Origin of the sequence: Pseudomonas sp. NPDC089734 (genome assembly GCF_044748865.1) — a bacterium.
Classification (GTDB): Bacteria; Pseudomonadota; Gammaproteobacteria; order Pseudomonadales; family Pseudomonadaceae; genus Aquipseudomonas.
Genome location: NZ_JBIVGV010000010.1, coordinates 89,095 through 103,472 on the forward strand (window position 1 = coordinate 89,095; position 14,378 = coordinate 103,472).

The 14,378-nt window shown below is 53.2% G+C and carries 12 protein-coding genes and 1 pseudogene; 6 read left to right on the plus strand and 7 right to left on the minus strand.

Annotated elements, in window-relative coordinates:
• Positions 1-133 precede the first annotated feature (133 nt).
• Positions 134-967, plus strand: a complete 834-nt coding sequence (locus tag ACIPY9_RS14630; RefSeq protein ID WP_400702323.1) for a hypothetical protein — start codon at positions 134-136, stop codon at positions 965-967.
• A gap of 130 nt (positions 968-1,097) precedes the next feature.
• Positions 1,098-1,349: a hypothetical protein gene (locus tag ACIPY9_RS14635; protein ID WP_400702326.1), complete on the plus strand. Its 252-nt coding sequence runs from the start codon at positions 1,098-1,100 to the stop codon at positions 1,347-1,349.
• A gap of 55 nt (positions 1,350-1,404) precedes the next feature.
• On the opposite strand, the gene ACIPY9_RS14640 is transcribed toward ACIPY9_RS14635, so the two are convergent.
• Positions 1,405-2,661, minus strand: a complete 1,257-nt coding sequence (locus ACIPY9_RS14640) for a hypothetical protein (RefSeq protein ID WP_400702329.1) — start codon at positions 2,659-2,661, stop codon at positions 1,405-1,407.
• 555 nt (positions 2,662-3,216) lie between these two features.
• On the opposite strand from ACIPY9_RS14640, the gene ACIPY9_RS14645 reads away from it, so the two are divergent.
• From ACIPY9_RS14645 to ACIPY9_RS14655, 3 genes are all read left to right on the plus strand, one after another.
• Positions 3,217-3,600 carry a nucleotide pyrophosphohydrolase gene (locus tag ACIPY9_RS14645; RefSeq protein ID WP_400702332.1) on the plus strand — a complete coding sequence of 128 codons (384 nt, stop codon included), beginning with the start codon at positions 3,217-3,219 and terminating at the stop codon, positions 3,598-3,600.
• Between the two features lie 24 nt (positions 3,601-3,624).
• Positions 3,625-5,493, plus strand: a complete 1,869-nt coding sequence (locus tag ACIPY9_RS14650) for a DUF2075 domain-containing protein (protein WP_257118489.1) — start codon at positions 3,625-3,627, stop codon at positions 5,491-5,493.
• A 420-nt stretch (positions 5,494-5,913) separates the two neighbouring features.
• On the plus strand, positions 5,914-7,275 hold the full coding sequence (locus ACIPY9_RS14655; protein WP_400702336.1) for a Fic family protein: 1,362 nt from the start codon (positions 5,914-5,916) through the stop codon (positions 7,273-7,275).
• 49 nt (positions 7,276-7,324) lie between these two features.
• Here ACIPY9_RS14655 and ACIPY9_RS14660 read toward each other — a convergent pair.
• The 6 genes and pseudogenes from ACIPY9_RS14660 to ACIPY9_RS14685 form a co-directional block, all read right to left on the minus strand.
• Positions 7,325-7,435, minus strand: a pseudogene (locus ACIPY9_RS14660) (DUF1016 domain-containing protein); the annotation flags it as partial.
• Positions 7,436-7,647: 212 nt separating this feature from the next.
• Positions 7,648-7,860: a DUF6124 family protein gene (locus ACIPY9_RS14665; RefSeq protein WP_400702339.1), complete on the minus strand. Its 213-nt coding sequence runs from the start codon at positions 7,858-7,860 to the stop codon at positions 7,648-7,650.
• A gap of 833 nt (positions 7,861-8,693) precedes the next feature.
• Entirely contained in the window at positions 8,694-11,111 is a 2,418-nt protein-coding gene (locus ACIPY9_RS14670) for a TonB-dependent siderophore receptor (protein ID WP_400702342.1), read from the minus strand.
• Positions 11,112-11,185: 74 nt separating this feature from the next.
• Positions 11,186-12,124 (minus strand): FecR domain-containing protein, encoded by a 939-nt coding sequence (locus ACIPY9_RS14675; RefSeq protein WP_400702345.1) that lies wholly within the window; start codon positions 12,122-12,124, stop codon positions 11,186-11,188.
• Entirely contained in the window at positions 12,124-12,630 is a 507-nt protein-coding gene (locus tag ACIPY9_RS14680) for a sigma-70 family RNA polymerase sigma factor (protein ID WP_400702348.1), read from the minus strand. Before ACIPY9_RS14680 ends, ACIPY9_RS14675 begins: the two co-directional genes overlap by 1 nt.
• Positions 12,631-12,946: 316 nt before the next feature.
• Positions 12,947-13,306, minus strand: a complete 360-nt coding sequence (locus ACIPY9_RS14685; RefSeq protein ID WP_400702351.1) for an I78 family peptidase inhibitor — start codon at positions 13,304-13,306, stop codon at positions 12,947-12,949.
• A 321-nt stretch (positions 13,307-13,627) separates the two neighbouring features.
• Here ACIPY9_RS14685 and ACIPY9_RS14690 point away from each other — a divergent pair, with 321 nt between their 5' ends.
• A complete protein-coding gene (locus ACIPY9_RS14690; protein WP_400702354.1) occupies positions 13,628-14,239 on the plus strand; it encodes a hypothetical protein in 612 nt (203 codons plus the stop codon).
• The last annotated feature ends 139 nt before the right edge of the window (positions 14,240-14,378 follow it).

Sequence of the window (14,378 nt, forward strand, 5' to 3'; positions counted from 1 at the left end):
GGCGCTTAACTCAGAAAGGCAAGATGAGCTTGGCCCGCCGCAACCGTTCCGCCCGCTACTTCAGGAACGGTCCACGTACAGGTCAAGCAAGCAAGTCGTGATGCCGCACGAAGCTAGAATTCAAAGGACAACCATGAAACTCAAAAAACTGTTAACGCTAGATTTCATCCAAGAATTTGAGTCGTTGTTAGAAACAAACTTTGAGAAAAAGCTCTTCGTCGCCAGTTTAAGAAACTACGCGGCTCATGGAAATCCCTTAAGATTTCACAACTTTGCTTTTTCGATGCGCGAGCTTGTACTGCATGTCATCCAGCGAAAAGCCCCGCCGCAAAAAGTCAAAAATGCTGCTTGGTACGTTCGCGAGAGCGACAATCATGAAGTCACTCGCCGCCAACAACTCAAATACTGCGCTCAATCGAATTTATCGGACGCATACCTTGGAAAGGAGGTAATTGATCACCTAAACGAGTGCATAAAAGAGTTTTTGAGCGAGTTTCACTTCTTCAATAAATACACCCACATTACAGAAAAATACTTCGATGTATCTTCAGAAAAATTCTTTTTGGGTGTAAGGGACATAATACGCATGTCGCGAGATTCTTTAAATGGACTTCAAGATCTTGAGAGGCTCGTTATCGAGTGCCTAGAGAAGAAAGTCAACAATGCAGTAGTCTCAACGGCAGTCAGCGCAATACCTGAGAGCTTATCCCAACTTGCTAATCACGTGCACATCGAGTACACACAAGTGGAAGAGATTGCGTGTTTAGGGATTGATGATGAGTTTATTCATATAGAGGCCAGCGGCGAGGTTCATGTAACTCAGGAGTACGGTCCCAAACATGACCTCTGCGAGATAAACGAAAGCTATCCATTCATTTTATGTATGAAATCACGTGTAAGCGATCCGGAAAAATTCGTCATCCTTTCCGAGGAATTGGATGTAGACACCTCCTCTTGGTATGAATGAAATCTGCCACACTCACTCCAGCTTCTTGGAGCTCTACCTTAGGGGGTTACGAGAGTGAGAGCCCCCTATTGATAAGACCGATGAACAAACGTAAACTTTCTACCTAAAAAATCAACGAAAGGATGAAGCAATGAAAGAAACTTACTACGTTCGTACCCAGTACGATGGTAAGGATTACAGATCTGTACAAGAAATATACTATTACGACGAAGACGGTGAGGAGCAAGTAGACTGGAACATCACTAACATCTGCTTGAACATTAGCACTTGCGCAGACCAAGGTAGCGATACTTGGAGCTATATAAAATACAAAGTAAAGGAACACCTCGACAGCAATGGCATTCCTTACGATGACGTTGAGTGCGGCCTTGATTTTGAATAAACTTAGCAAATCCAAGAGGAGGTAGCTCGTATTTAGCGTCCTTTGCCAGTAGCAGCTAGTAAAAACTTTCTTTATAGGGATAGCGCTGCGCAAACATCTGTAATAATAGCTCCCACCTTTCCGACTCATTACTTGCCAGCCGTCTAATTTGATCTGGCTTAAATCTCCCCAAAACCATTTGCAGCTCCATGACTGTGAACTCGTGTACAACACCACTCATTTTAATTGAGCCCACTATAGACTCCAGGTTAAAACCACCAACCTTGAGACCTAAAAGGATACTCTTTACCGGTTCCCGCTCCATCGAGAACTCTGCGCCCTCTGGTACATCCACATACTCTCGGAATTTCAATGTCTCTGACGGTATCTCTCGCTTATCAGCCATCTGTCCAACTTGGAAGATATTGTAAAACTCGTTAATTGCCGATGCGCTTTTTTTATCAATTTTATAGTTTCGCAGCGAGTAAGAGGAAAAGCGTGTAGATGTCGCTGGAGGATGCATAACCACTGATGGCATGTGAATCTGAAGTAAGCACTCAATGATATCCGGACGACCTGAAAAAACCGGGAGTGCTAATACTTTTTTTCCAATCATTTTCAGCTTATCTTGAATTATATCTCTCGCATGGTCCGTGGTCATCGCCATAGTCAATCCATTATGTGAAAAACCTAATTTGGTGACATCAGCTGCAATAATTCCGTATGTACGCCGCCCCTCATACTTTTTTGGCATTCGACAAGTTATTTGCTCCTTAGCCTTCATTAAATTGTCCTTAAGATTTCTAATTCCTGCTATCCTTTTGCATTCGACAAAAAACGAGTGCTTATCAGTTATGGCAATAATGTCAGTCTCGGTACTGAGGTCAACAATGCATCCAGATTGACAAAAATAGCTTGCCATTCTTAGTTCAAACTGAGTGTCTCTAGACTCGGTATTTTTATCCAGCGCGGCAAAATCGCTACCGCTAACTATTTTTTCAACCTTTGCTTCAATACCTTTCGGAGCATGTTTTTCTAGTCCTCGGAGAATCCACATGAGCTCATGAGCCTCCCTCAGCAAATAAAGCTGCCAGTCAATGGAGCTTTGAAATCTACTATCATTCACATTTTTAAATATCTTCTTCTCATCAATTGTTTTCCCGTGTGCCAAATCCTCAAAATACTGTGCGTATCGCGAAATCCTTGTGTTGTGGGTCTTAACACCAAGTCTCTCAGCAAACTCTTCAAATTTGCGTAAATCGCCCGCATGGTCTTTAAAGCTTATTGCTGGCAACGTATTGCTAGGCAGCTTATACGAACGTTCCTCTTCCATTTTCCCTCTCCTCCTTTCAGTAATATTTTACCGTACTGAGTTTCTCTATCTCGGTGGCCTCAACCTCCAGAGCTACTTCAGCATTAATGCACATCGATGTTCCTGGAAAATCGGAGCATAGCGGACGATATGCCTCATTTTTCAAACGTACCAGCAGATCCGTTGGTTAAGTGCCTGCTTTGGATTCGCCTGTCGTCACGGCAGCTTTGTCGGATTCCTGCCAGTTTTCTATGGTGGGGATGCTCGACAAAATTCGACATCAGGAGGTTTACCAACAAACGAACAGGGTGAAGAAAAGGATGCCGGTCGGTGGGCATGACGGTCGCCGTGGCCAACTGAGCTACGCCCGCCGACGGGCACTGGAAGACCTGTTTGTAGCCGGCCCACTTCGCCACGCTCAAAGGATATAGCGAGCGCTGGCAAGCAATTCGGCCTGCAGACAGTGAGTGAGAGAAAAAACACAAAAAAGCCTACGCAAACAGCGAAAACTCTTACAATCCAAGGCCGGATTTCTTACACATTTTTTGCCCCCACTGATACCCAAGAGATAGCCCCGTGAGTGACTCAGACAGCTCATCCGCGCCACTGGTTGACGTAGTGAAGCTTGCCGCATCCCTTCAGCGTTTCGCAGATGATCGCGACTGGCAGCAGTTCCACTCCCCCAAAAATCTCATCCTGGTTCTCACTGGCGAGGTAGGAGAGCTGTGCGAGATTTTCCAATGGATGAGCGATGCCGATTCGCTCTCCGCCGCAACAAATCCCGAAATCGGCCAAGCCGTCGAGGACGAATTGGCGGACGTACTGATGTACCTGGTTCGCCTGAGCAGCGTACTCGGCATTGACCTCAACGAAGCGGTGACACGGAAGCTTGCCTCGAACGGCCAGAAATATCCCGTGGATAAAGCCAGAAGCAACAGCAAAAAGTACGACCGACTCTGACCAACCCGAATCTAAGGACAACCCGTGATCGTTTACGCTGCGACCAAACAGCAATTTCTTAAAGACAACGATAACGATGACATTGAGGAGGTGATCCTCAGGCATTACAAGGAAGCTACCGGCAAGAACGTTGGCACATCGGAAATCAGGTCGTGGCAAGGATCCCTAACGTACATGGCCAAGGTCCTTAGAGATGAGGGCCTGCCGAGCGACGCAGGCCTGGCCATCGAATTGCACATTCCGCAGTCGTCGAAGCGAATCGATTTTCTACTCACCGGTCGCGATGAAAACCAGGCAAAAAAAGCCGTATTGATCGAATTGAAACAATGGAGCAAGGCCAACGCTACAACCAAGGATGCCATCGTCAAAACGGCCATGGGTGGCGGCCTCGTTGAAACCATTCACCCGTCCTATCAGGTATGGTCATACGCAGCGCTGCTGGAAGGCTTCAACGAGGCCGTGTATGACAAAAGCATCGAGATCCGTCCGTGTGCCTACCTCCATAACTACGTCAGCGACGGCGTCATAGATTCAGCTCACTACGAGCCCCACATCAGCAAGGCTCCGCTGTTTCTGAAAGGCCCGGAAGAGCTCAGTAAACTCAGAAGCTTTCTGAAAAAGCATATAAGTCATGGCGACAACAAAGAGGTTCTTTACGAGCTGTCCGAAGGAAAAATTCGCCCGTCCAAGGCGCTAGCCGAAGCCCTCGGTGGGTTGATGAAAGGCAAACCCGAGTTCGTATTGATTGACGATCAGAAAGCAATTTTTGAGTCGGCGCTGGCGGCGGCAAGCGAGGCCTCTGACCAAGCCCCCAAGGTGATGATCATTGAAGGTGGACCGGGCACCGGGAAGACCGTTCTGGCTATCAATCTGCTGGTGAGGCTCACCGAATTGAAGCTGATGAGCAAATACGTCTCCAAGAACGCAGCCCCGCGCAAGGTCTACGAGAGCAAACTGGTTGGCACCATCAAGCGCAGCCATTTCTCGAATTTCTTTTCAGGCTCCGGGGCATTCATCGACACCGAGCCCAACACATTCGATGCGCTTATCGTGGACGAAGCTCACCGGCTAAATGAGAAAAGCGGGCTTTATGGAAACCTTGGGGAAAACCAGATCAAGGAGCTGATTGATTCAGCGAAATGCTCAATTTTCTTCATTGATGAAGACCAGCGTGTAACCTTGAGCGATATCGGCAGCAAGCAGGCGATTCGCGCCTTTGCGAAAGCCAAGGGTGCTGTGGTTGAAGAACACGTGCTTTCTTCGCAGTTTCGCTGCAGTGGTTCTGACGGTTACCTGGCATGGCTGGATGACACGCTAGGCATTCGCTCGACGGCAAATCCGACGCTTGAGACTCAAGAGTACGAGTTTAAGGTGTTCGACTCACCTCAGGCGATGCATGAAGCAATCAACGAGAAAAACCACGGAAACAAAGCTCGTGTGGTCGCGGGCTATTGCTGGCCTTGGCTGAGCAAGAAAGACTCCACCACTGCTGATATCGTCATTGGTGACTACAAACGCCAATGGAACCTGGATCAGGATGGCAGCCTATGGATCATCGCGGAGAACTCCATTGAGCAGGTTGGCTGTATTCATACCTGCCAAGGTTTGGAAGTCGACTACATCGGGGTGATCATCGGGCCAGACCTAATCGTACGTGACGGCAAGGTAGTGACATCCCCGGACGAGCGCGACAAGCACGATAAATCGATTCGCGGCTGGAAAAAAATGATGAAAGAGCAACCTACCCTGGCGAAAAAAGAAACAGACCTGATCATCAAAAATACATACCGAACTCTGATGACACGTGGGATGAAGGGTTGCTACCTGTACTGCACCGACAAAGAGACTGCGCAGTACTTCGAGAGTCGGCTTAGCCAACACAGCAATCATTGACGGTATCGTTTGCTAGGAATCCCTGTACCTGCGAGTGGGGACATCGTACGCGCAGGGGCAACAATCAACAGCGCGACCATTTGCTTGATAGACTCGATCCCGATTCGTTTTTTGGGCGGAGCTCAAAAAGCACCGTCCATCGGAATCCAGACCACGCAGCGTTCCAACTGGTATTCCAGGCAAGTTGTCCAATAATTTATTAATCAGAAAAAACAGATAGATACCGACTTGTTTCAAATTACCCCGGCCCACCAAATCAGACAAGTGAAGACACCTTAGAGAGTCTTTTTTTGTGGTGGATTTGGTCACTACACAACTCAGCGCCATGAAAACCACGCCACATACCCACTCAAAAATGGCGCAGTTCTAAAAACTGCGCCACAATTGCGCCAACAGCAGCTAAACGGCGCCAACTCAGCAATGTCTCTCACTACTGAAATACTCAGCAGCATCCAGGCAGCAGAAAACGGGTTGACGTTGAATGAGCTGCTGGCAAGGCACCCTGGCATTGCTCGAAGAACAGCGCAGAGGCTGATTGCAAAGCTGATCGAGGGCAGCCAGATCTCCGCGCACGGCGAGGCTAGAGCACGACGTTATTTCGCAGCAGTTGCCCAGGCGGAAATCAGTCCACTGGCAACTAGCAGCGATAGCTTCCCGTCCTTTATCCCACTGTCGGCAGACAGCCGGGACATACTCACCTATATCAATCGACCAATAGAAGCACGCAAGCCCGTAGGCTATCAGCGTGATTTTCTGGACGCTTATCACCCGAACAAAACCAGCTATTTGTCCGAAGCCTTACGGCGCCAATTGCACCGAATGGGAAAAACGACAGATGCCGTTGAGCCAGCAGGCACATACAGTCGCGCAGTTCTAAATCGCCTGCTGATTGATTTATCGTGGGCATCGAGCAATCTGGAAGGGAACACTTACTCACGGCTCGACACGCGACAGCTCATTGAGCATGGCCAAGCTGCACGGGGCAAGGCGGCTATCGAAACACAAATGATCCTGAACCATAAAACGGCCATTGAGCTGTTGGTCGAGAACATCGAAAGTGCTGAGTTCAACCGCTACACATTGATGAACCTGCACAGCGCCCTGGCTGAAAACCTGCTTCCAAACCCCGCAGATGAAGGCCGTATTCGTCAGCACGCCGTCGACATTGGCCAAAGCACTTATCGCCCTTTATCAAAACCACAACAGATAGAGGGTGCGCTGGACGTTCTGCTCGACAAGGCAAATCAGATTACTGATCCGTTCGAGCAGTCCTTTTTCATGATGGTCCACCTGCCCTATTTGCAGCCCTTTGCCGACATCAACAAACGCACCTCTCGACTGGCGGCGAATCTGCCCTTGTTTCGCGCCAACCTGTGCCCACTGACATTTCTGGATGTACCCAAGCAGGCTTACAGCAGCGCCACACTAGGCGTCTACGAAATGACCAGAGTAGAGCTACTTCGCGACCTGTATCTCTGGGCTTACGAGCGCTCGACGCAGGAGTATCTGGCAATCAAACAAGACCTGGCAGAACCTGATCCCCTGCGCCTGACTTGGCGGAATTTCATCAAAGCGACCATTCGCGAGGTCGTCAGCCATCCAGAGCTTGATCCACTGACCTGTATTCAGAACGCGGTAAAAACGCATGTTGCAGAGGATGAGCAGCCAGAAGTTCAAGCCCTGATCGTTGAAGAGCTCCGCCGACTACACGAGGGTGTTCTGGCACGCTATGGATTACGACCATCAGAACTCGCGCTCTGGAAATCGCGCCATGGAAACTGACGGCCTTTCTGAGGCCTCGAACAGCACAGCGTTGAAGGCGCTCCAGCTTGCGCTCTTCTGAATGTTTGCTCTGGCTAAAGATGATCAGGTTATAGGTCCAGGACAATTGTCGCGGCAGTGGCGCGACTTTCTCCTCGGCACGGTAGGTGCCATCGAACTGACAGCATGTCACAGACCGGACAACTGATTTGCACTCCGGTCCTGATAGATCAGCCTCCAAACGCTACATCGAGAAAAAGGACGGCTGTAGGACCGGATTTATCCGGGAAGGCGCTATGTTTAACATCACAAATTCAGTGAATGTACCGGCCTCTTCCCGGATAAGCGGAACGCCGCCCGATCCGGTCCTACATACCTCCCATAATCAGTGCTTCAACGCGGCTCTACCTGAGCCAAGGACCTCTCCAGCTCCATTTTGGCCATGCCAATCAAATGCACCACCGAAAACGCCAGGTCGCGTTTCGGGCCGTTGAGGCAGTCGCCGGTTTCGTAGGCAGTGGCCGCTGCGCAGCGCAGCAGGTCGCTGACGTGGAGCAGGGATTCTTCGAGGGTTTGTCGGGGTAAATCAGGGGTTACTGTTGTCATTTGGAGATATCCGATAAGGCCACCAGATACTCACTGCTAAATGAACCTAAGGTGGCGGCTTTAGTACGGGTTAGCAGACCGGCTATCTCCAAACCGGCGCACTCGAAAGTGCCCCACACAAAGCCGCCATATTGGATGGCAGAACTTGCACATTTGAAGATATACGGGCTGCTAAACCCGATCGCTGATATTCAGCGACGGACGCAGCCTAGAGCCCGAATTTACCCTGCGCAAGGCCTCGGGATTTTCTCGGAAACTTCATGCAGAGGAAAGAGAAATGGGTGTCGGACTTTGCCGTGAGATGTGGGATTTTCGTTAGCGCACGTAACATTTGCATCGGATTTGAACAGCACACTGACTGTGCCTCAACCAGTAGAAGACAGCCCAAAGCGATCATGAAAGGTCATTTGTAGAGCACCAAAACTTACACCCGAGAAAACCGCGCCACATCCCAGAGCAAAAGTGGCGCAGTTCTGAAAACTGCGCCACTTTTGAGGATGAGAAGCCAGAAGTTCAAGCCCTGATCCTTGAAGACCTCCACCGACTCCACGAAGGTGTTCTGGCTCGCTACGGATTACGACTCTGGAAATCGCGCCATGGAAACTGACGGCCTTTCTGAAGCCTTGAACAGCACAGCGTTGACGGCGCTCCAGGTCGCGCTCTTCTGGATGTTTGCTCTAGCCTGCTACTGTAGGGCCGGATTTATCCGGGAAAGAGTTATGTCTAACATCACAAATGCAGTGAATGTACAGGCCTCTTCCCGGATAAATCCGGTCCTACATGCCTCCCACAATCAATATTTCAACGTGGCTTTGCTCTGCCAATCAGGTCCATCAAAACTCCAGTTGCGCCGAAAACGCCACCGTCCGTGGATCACCCAAATAGCTGGTGTTAAGCCAGTATTTCTTATCCGTCAGGTTGCTCACGTTCATGCGCAAGGTCAGTTTGTTGTCGCCCATCGGCAGGCGGTAGCGAGCGCCGGCGTCGAAGGTGGTGAAGGACGGGAGGGTGTAGTTGTTGGCTTCGTCGGCGTATTGCTCGCCGGTGTAGAAGGCGCCGCCCGTCAAGGCGAAGCCTGGTACGGAGGTCATGTCGTATTCGGCATAGACCTTGGCCATCTGTTTGGCCACGTTGATGGGGGCGTTGCCGTTGTTGGCTGCCGTCGCGCCCTTCTTCACTTCCGGGTCGAGCAAGGTGAAGCCGCTGACCAGTGTCAGTTGCGGGGTGACTTTGCCGGTGACGCTGAACTCCAGGCCGTTGTTTTCTTGGCGGCCGTCCTGCACGTAGAGGCGCGCCGAGTTGGTGTAGGCATTGGGTTTGTCGATGTTGAACAAGGCTAGCGTCACCAGTGTTTCGCCGATAGTGGCTTTGGCACCGATTTCGTATTGCTCGCTGATCTGCGGGGCCAGGGCGGTGCCAGCGTTTGTCGCTCGCGAGGGGGCTACGCCGCCGCTTTGCAAACCTTCGATGTAGGTGGCGTAGGTGGTCAGCCAGGGCACGGGTTTGTAGATCAACGACAGGCTGGGTGAGGTTGTGCTCTTGTCATAGTTGGTTTTGAGCGGTGTGGCCGCATAGACGAAGTCGTTGTTGTAAGCGCTGATGCTGGTGTGGGTTGCGCCGAGGATCGTCGACCACTGTTCGTTGAAGGTGATGATGTCACCGATCAGGAGGTTGCGGGTTTCGGTGGTGCTGGAGATGTGCTGGTCGCCGTGGCCAATGGAATAACCCGGCTTGCTGACTTGCGGTTGCTCATCGAGCGACACAGCGGTGCCGGTCACCGAGCTGTATTGCTGACTCGGGATGTGGTCCTCGTACATCAGGCTGCGGGCGCTGTTGCCCTGGAAGCCCATCGTCATCTTGTGACTCAGCGGCCCCGTCTCGAACTGCGAGTCGAGGAACAGGTAACCCGAGTATTCCTGGGTCTCAAGCGGGGCAAACGCATAGAGCGGTTGTGTATACCGACCCGGCGCGTCGATTTGCGGGCCGGTGTAAGTGTATTCCTGAGTGTATTGCTGGGCAGCAAAGGCGGCACGAAGACTGAAGGTGTCGTTCAGACGCCATTTGGCCCGCACGCCCGCCTTGTCGGTTTCGTTGTCGGCGAAGGCCCATTTCTGGCTGTAGAGCTTGTCGGTGTCCAGTGAGGAGGCGCTTGGGCGGTAGGCCTGATTGGCGAAGTACCAATAGCTGGTCAACCCGCGGGTCTGGCTTTCCTTGTGAGAGGCCTCGAACTGCACCAGCAGGTCGTCGCTGACGTTCCAGTCCAGCGCCAGGCTGACCATCTGCCGACGGCGTTTTTGCAGGTCGATGGCGGTTTCGCCATCCTGGGTCAGCACGTTGAGCCGATATGCGAACTTGCCTTCGCTGTCGATCGGGCCGCCGAAGTCGCCGTGCAGGTAGTAATTCTGGCCACCGGCATTGCCGAGTGTGACGCTGTTGTAGCGCTGGTAGGTCGGCCGCTTGAGCACGTAGTTGGCCAGGCCGCCGGGAGACGCCGGGCCATACAGGAAGCCGGTGAGGCCCGTGATCACTTCCAGTTGTTCGGTGTCTTCGATGAAGTTACCGGCATCGGCCTGCGTGCTGAAGCGCAGGCCGTCGTTGGCGATGTTCAGGCTGGCGGAGCTGCCGAAACCGCGAATGGTCACCGCGCTGGCATAACCGGCGCTTTTCGGGGAGTAAAGCTGGGCGAAGGGGTTGCGCTTGAACACGTCGTCGGTGGAGGTGGCCTGGATGTTCTTGAGCAGCGCCTGGGAGGTCACGCTCATGGAGAAAGGCGTGTCCTGCAACTTCATGCCGCCCAGCGCACCGACATTGCTGATGTTCTCGCTCACATAACCGGCGGCTTCAGAGCCTTCGGCATTGTTGCGGTTGGCATTGATATCGACATTTTGCAGCGTCACCGTGTCGCCGGATGCAGGGACGACTTTCACCAGCCCATAAATCCGGTCACCCAGTTGAATCGCCTCAAGCCCGGAGCCCGCCAGCAATGCAGCCAGGCCTTGCTCCACGCTGTAATCACCGTCCAGCCCCCGTGAGTTCAACCCTTGCGCCAGTTCCGGGGCGAATTGCACGGTGATGTTTGCCTGGGCGCTGAAGCCAGCCAGCGCCTGGGTCAGGCTCGTGGCCTGGATGGTGTAATGATGGGTCGCTCCGTCGGCCTGGGCATGCAGCGGCTGAACGGCCAGAGCAAGGGTCAGCAATGACATTGCGAGCGTGTTGCGCGTGGCCGGGCGCGCGATACCGGAATGGGTCATGGAGCGAAATGTCCTTTGGTGATTACAGATTCACTACCAAAGACGGACGCCGCAAAAAAACGGGCCAAAAAAAATCACGCCTTGCTCACCGTCACCCAATAACGGGTTCGATAGCTCACCGTCACCGGAAGCGTGGTCGGCAGCGCGGCGAGGATGGCGTCGCTGTTATCGAGCTGAAAACCGCCGCTGATACGCAACGCCGAGGCGCTTTCATCGCAATGCAGCCGACCTGGACGATAACGGCCCAGCTCCTGAAGAAAGTCCCGGAGCGGCAGGTTCTCGGCCACCAGTTGGCCTTGTGTCCAGCGCGTCGCCAGCTCGTTGGCCGGGCGTAAAGGCCCGAAGGCATCCGCGCTGAAATAGCGTTGCTCGCCGGCCTCAATAACCTGTGGCGCGGCGTGCGCGGGCGTGGCCTGCACGCGGCCCTGAAGCACCGCCAACTGGGTGATGCCATCGAGCTGGCGCACACTGAAGCGCGTGCCCAAAGGCTCCATGACGCCTTGTTCGCTGGCCACTCGCAAAGGACGCCGAGCGGCGTCGGTGCCGGTATTGATCAATATTTCCCCGCGCACCAGACGGATAAACCGCTGATTCGCATCGAAACGTACGTCGATGGCGCTGTCGGTGTTCAGGTCGACCACACTACCGTCCGCCAGCGTCAGTTGCCGCCGCTCACCGACGGAGGTCCGGTAATCGGCCATCCAGCCCTGCCCTGCACCAAAGCGGTAGCTCAGGTAGCCCGCGGGTAGCACGGCTGCCAACGCCAGCATCCTTTTCATGGCCTGACGCCGTTCGCGATTGAGGGTGCCCATGGCCATGCTCGGCGGCAGGCCACCCAGCTGTTGTTGCACATGCTGCACGCGCTGCCAGGCGCGCTCATGTTCAGGGTCACTGTTGCGCCAGCGTGCGCAGGCTTGCTGTTGCGCTGCGCTGACGGGCTGGTCATGCATGAGCACCAGCCAATGGGCGGCCTGACGTGCGACTTCACGACTGATCGGGGGATGTGCGGACATTAAAACGTTACGTCGGACAGGATGCAGGCTTCAAAGGCCGTCGCCATGTGGCGCTTGACCGTCCGCTCGCCAATGCCCAACTGCCGGGCAATCTGCACATAGGTCAGACCATCGATCTGGGCCAGCAGAAAGACCGAACGTACGACAGGCTTCAGGCGATCAAGCAGCGCGTCCAGCTGGAACAGCGTTTCACGCATCTGCCATTGCTCTTCCGGTGAAAGGGCAAAGGCTTCAGGAATTGTGGCGAGCATGTCGAGGTAGGCCCGCTCCAGCGACTGGCGACGGAAGTAATCACACACCAGGCGTTGACCCACCGTCGCCAGATAGGCGCGTGGACGGTCCAGAGCCAGGCTTTCGCCGGTTCTGCGCTGGGAAGAGAGAATGCGGAGGAAGGTGTCCTGAGCCAGATCAGCCGCCTGGCTATTGCAGCCCAATCGACGGTAAAGCCAGCCCGTCAGCCAACTGTTGTGCTCGGCATAGAGACGCCCGATACGATCCTCACCCACGACTCGCCTCCCGAAAGAAGCGGCGATAATAATTGATAATGATTCTCACATCAATGCAGCAGACCGTGCGTCTCGTCGCCTGTGTGAATCCGGTTGGGTCGGCGAAAACGCCATGAAATGGTTGTCGCGGGCAAGCGAATAAAACGCCGCATCATGTTATGCAGGAGCGAATTTATTCGCGAGAGGCCCGTGAAGCTGAAGAAAATCCGTCGTCTTCAATGACGGCTCGCGAATAAATTCGCTCCTACCGATGGCTCCATATTTATTACGCAGCGCTTGTGCCAAAACCTGAGTGAACGCCCATAGGCGTAGCGTCTTACTGACAATAAATATCCTCGATGCGGTTCTGCCCATTCACTTCGATATTCAGCCGCAACGGACTGTACGTCAGGTCTCTAGGCCTTGCGCTTGACGTGATGCGGGAGCCGCGGGCACGGGCGAGCCGTTCGATCTCTCTTTGGTTTTCCGGGGTCAGTTGCTCACCGAGCAGGGAAGAGGCTCGGGCGGCGTAGCAACCGCCCATAACCATCTTCCCGTGATAGGCTTTGCCAGACGTTTGGCCACGATCGATCTGCGGCTCACTGGCCATGGAATGCCCGCCCGACAGGCTCAGAAGCAGACAAACGACTGTCGAGGTAAATACATTCGAGAACGTGAAAGGACTGATTTTTTCCATGAGGACGACACTCCAAAAGTGGCTTTGAGACATTGCATTCAGTGTTCGGTTCACTGCTGCTACAGCCCCAATAGCAAGACGCCTCTCTTTCCCTTGAACGACATTCCGAGAAAAACCCAGCAGCTTGCGCCCACCCAATAGGGTTACTCATCTGCTGCCGTCGCTGCCTGTTCAGCAAGGGTGGTGACCCTGCGCATGGCTAACGCCCAGCCACCGGTCTTACAGAAAGAACTTCAACAAAAAACCACGTGGCCGATACATCAACACTCCCCAGGCAAACGCCCTGATGGATACCTGCAAAATCTGAACAGGAAGTGAATGATGTACAAACCGTTATTGCTCCTCTTGGCAGCCATGGTGCTCGGTGGCTGCTCTACCCCCTTCAACACGATTGAGCGTGCCGACGAGTCCAGGCCGCTGAACAAGGACAAGGCCGCCATTGTGGGTTTTGTCTCCGAGGGTTTTCTTACGCAGCCTCACGGCTTGCATGTGATGCTGCGATATCAGGACCCAAACAAGGAGGCGATCCAGACGCTCATCTCGCTTGAAACCATGGCTCGCCCCAACGAAGTAGAGGGCAGTAAAAATATCGTGGGCAATACGTTTGTTTTTGAGGTCCCACCAGGCACTTATGAAGTTTCACACTGGTTCTACTTCTATTACCGAGCCATGAGTGTCGATCTGCCCAAGCCCTTGTTGTTCACCGTCAAGGCAGGCGAGGTCGCGTATATCGGAGGCTTCCATGGAAACTCGCTGACCATGTGCCTTTCCAACCGCAACAATTACACCAAGGATGTCGCCAGCATCAGAAAGGCGCACCCGTTCCTTGGGGATATCACCATCACGAACCTGTCTGAAAACCTTCAATTCCCCGGCTGGCCGACCAATACGTCGGAAGATGTTTTCGGCAAAGGGTTGTGCAAGCTCCTGTAGCACTTCTCTGCACCTTGCAGGTCGCCCATGACAAACCCCGGCGGCCTGCTAGGGTTTGTACGAAAAGTCGCCGAGCGGCGATCAGGCAAGGCGAAAGCAGGCGAGGAAGCGGAGTTTACGGGGTGTAAATGAGCATTCC

What these genes read in the sequence shown, in the direction of transcription:
- ACIPY9_RS14630 (WP_400702323.1), top strand. Translation starts at nt 134, where the DNA reads ATGAAACTCAAAAAACTGTTAACGCTAGATTTCATCCAAGAATTTGAG.
- ACIPY9_RS14635 (WP_400702326.1), top strand. Translation starts at nt 1,098, where the DNA reads ATGAAAGAAACTTACTACGTTCGTACCCAGTACGATGGTAAGGATTAC.
- ACIPY9_RS14640 (WP_400702329.1), bottom strand. Translation starts at nt 2,661, where the DNA reads ATGGAAGAGGAACGTTCGTATAAGCTGCCTAGCAATACGTTGCCAGCA.
- ACIPY9_RS14655 (WP_400702336.1), top strand. Translation starts at nt 5,914, where the DNA reads ATGTCTCTCACTACTGAAATACTCAGCAGCATCCAGGCAGCAGAAAAC.
- ACIPY9_RS14665 (WP_400702339.1), bottom strand. Translation starts at nt 7,860, where the DNA reads ATGACAACAGTAACCCCTGATTTACCCCGACAAACCCTCGAAGAATCC.
- ACIPY9_RS14670 (WP_400702342.1), bottom strand. Translation starts at nt 11,111, where the DNA reads ATGACCCATTCCGGTATCGCGCGCCCGGCCACGCGCAACACGCTCGCA.
- ACIPY9_RS14675 (WP_400702345.1), bottom strand. Translation starts at nt 12,124, where the DNA reads ATGTCCGCACATCCCCCGATCAGTCGTGAAGTCGCACGTCAGGCCGCC.
- ACIPY9_RS14685 (WP_400702351.1), bottom strand. Translation starts at nt 13,306, where the DNA reads ATGGAAAAAATCAGTCCTTTCACGTTCTCGAATGTATTTACCTCGACA.
- ACIPY9_RS14690 (WP_400702354.1), top strand. Translation starts at nt 13,628, where the DNA reads ATGTACAAACCGTTATTGCTCCTCTTGGCAGCCATGGTGCTCGGTGGC.